The organism is Arthrobacter sp. H35-D1 (assembly GCF_030063185.1).
Taxonomy (GTDB): domain Bacteria; phylum Actinomycetota; class Actinomycetes; order Actinomycetales; family Micrococcaceae; genus Specibacter.
The window spans coordinates 1-2,516 of sequence record NZ_JASISP010000060.1; the positions used below are offsets into that span (position 1 = coordinate 1).

Consider the following 2,516-nt stretch of genomic DNA (forward strand, 5'->3'; position numbering starts at 1 on the left):
GGATTAGAATCGCCGACACCGCCATGGCAGCCCTGCCCATCACCCGACACGAATTCCACGGCGAATGGAACTACACCCTCAACCCCAACAAAGCACCATAACCCCGTGTTAAAAACTGGCAGTCCCTAAGTGTGGTGGCGAAGGCTTCGAGCCAGCACCCCTGTGATTGGGGCCGGGCCTTGGCATCTGCTGTCAGCCAGTTGGTGGAGCAGATCATAGAGACCACCGGATTTGATCCCTGCCGTGAACCGCTCGGGCTGGACTTGTCCTTGCACATCAGCGACCTGCCTGGGGGCAAGACCATTACCGCGATGTGGGTGCCGGACCCACCAACTACCAAGGAATCTTCATCCGCGGGTCATCCCTGAAAAAGTACAATATTCGACGGGAGCGTCATGGCGCGATTCAGATTGTTGATCGGGTGATCTTCGACAGCGTTGCCCAGTTTCACTGTCCGGGACCACTTATCGGGAAGATCAACGCTGGTTTCTGTTCAGTTAGGAACCGCGGGTGTCCACGCGTTGTGTGGATCGATGACAACGGGGCTAAAACGGCGTGACGCCGCTATCCAGCGTCGAAACTTTGATCGCCACTTTCTTGCCCGTGTCCCTCGTGGCTAGGACGTGCGTCGTCGCCTGAACCATCGGGCAACACATCAGCACCGCCCCGCTCTTTTTTCTGTGGTGTGTCCGTGTTTGGTTCGCCAGTGCTGTGAGCTTCGGTCTCACTTTCTTTGCCGTTATCATAAGCGGGGGACTGCTTATCGGGTGTCGCGTCGACGGGTGCCATGGTACTTCCTCATTCTTGATGCAGTTGGTGGAGTCTCTGGGCGAATCTAGTGAAAGGGGGGCTGCTCTATTCGACATTATCAGTCTGCCGTGCTCGAGAAATCAGCTGCCCGAGCTCACTGGAGTTGAGCCCTTCGAGCAGACTTTGGACGTCGCGGTAGACCTCCAGGACGCCTGCCTCGTGCAGTTCAGCGGCGCTGGTACCGCCGCTAGTGACGCCGAGCATGGTCAAGCCGAGTCTTCTTGCAGCTGCAGCGTCCCACACCGCGTCCCCGATGAAAATGGCATTCTCGGCGTCAACTCCAGCCGTGTCCAAAGCTGCGGCGACTATGTCTGGTGCAGGCTTCCCCTGGGCTGCGTCGGAAGAGCTTGTCGCGGCGAAGATGGCCGAATCCGCATCGATAACCTGGCGCAGCACCTCGAGTTCCTCCCGCTTAGCAGATGAAGCGAGAATGACAGTCAGGCCCGCACCGGCGCATTGCACCAGCAGGTCTTTGGCCCCGTGGAAGGGCACCAGCGCAGGCCAGTAGGTGGAGAAGATGGCGTCATGAGAGTTTTTCAATTCTTCTATCTGCTCTTCTGGGCTTTGGGCACCCAAAAAATGCCGTACCAGCTCGTTCCCGCCCATGCCGATGGCCCGGTGGATCGCTGAAGTTGGCACAGTGATACCAGCGCGACGGAACGCCTGCCACCACGACAAGGCATGAAAATATGTGGGGTCCACGAGAGTGCCATCCACATCAAATAAGACCGCATATCTGGACATTTCAGCCATAATTTTCCTCTCTATGGGCGTGTACCCGCCTTGCGCGACAGTCTATGAGGTTTGCCATTCACCCGCATCCATTTCCTGCGCTGCACGTGCGGATCGTACGAACAGCAGACCGGCCATCGGTTGCAGCATCCCTGTTGTTGTAGCGCCAACACATTCCCACTGGCCCATTGGATCCTTTCCCGCAGATCCTCTTCCCACCTTTCTGCCGTCTTGGCGAACCATGGTGGTGACCCAGTAGTCGCTGTGGGAGGACTCGGAAACACGCGGTCACGCCGCCATTGTGTTCGGTAACTCGAGAATCTAAAGGTCGGAGTAGGACGGCATGGTGGAAGATGGCGGTCAGGTAGCCGTCCGCGCGTCAGCGGAATGCTCTTGACGTGACCGACTGGAGGGGGCCAGAGTAGGAACCGTTCTGCACATCGCGGCTAAGCAATGGAGGAATCATGACCACCCCCCGAGAAAAAATTCCAGGTGTGCCGTCAGCTGAACCGCCCAGCGTGTTGGAACCAACGAAGCCCCGTAAACCATTGCCGCCAAAGCCCGATCAACGAGGACCAGAACTCGTCTCACCAACCGGTAAGCCCACTGGCGAACCTGAGGGTTCCAGGGCGCAGGGCGGTGACTACCTCACCACTGCCCAGGGCGGCAGGCTGGCCGATACGGATCACTCGCTCAAGGCAGGCAAGCGCGGCCCAACGCTCTTGCAGGACCACCACCTACGGGAAAAGATTACACACTTTGATCATGAACGAATTCCCGAACGGGTGGTTCATGCCCGCGGAGCTGGCGCCCACGGCATTTTTCGGTCGTACGGGACAGGTCAAGGACTAACCCCAATGCCGTTCGGTTAGGTTCTGAGGGGTGTTGTCAAGATCTTGGTGGTGAGTGTGGCGGGGTAGGTGCGGCGGTCGGGGCTTCGTTCTTTGGCACGGTATTTGGAGATGGCGCGTTTG

Annotated in this window: 1 protein-coding gene and 1 pseudogene; one reads left to right on the top strand and one right to left on the bottom strand. The window is 58.2% G+C overall.

Annotation, left to right across the window (positions count from 1 at the left end; all coding sequences use genetic code 11):
- Window positions 1-855: 855 nt before the first annotated feature.
- Window positions 856-1,563, bottom strand: coding sequence for an HAD family hydrolase (locus QMG25_RS20225; protein WP_283462914.1), 708 nt, complete (start codon window positions 1,561-1,563; stop codon window positions 856-858).
- Window positions 1,564-2,006: 443 nt separating this feature from the next.
- Between QMG25_RS20225 and QMG25_RS20230 the strand changes: the two are divergent.
- Window positions 2,007-2,408, top strand: a pseudogene (locus tag QMG25_RS20230) (catalase); the annotation flags it as partial.
- Between the last annotated feature and the right edge of the window lie 108 nt (window positions 2,409-2,516).

Bases quoted from the DNA above. Each gene is read 5' to 3' on its own strand.
- QMG25_RS20225 (WP_283462914.1), bottom strand. From the start codon at position 1,563: ATGGCTGAAATGTCCAGATATGCGGTCTTATTTGATGTGGATGGCACT.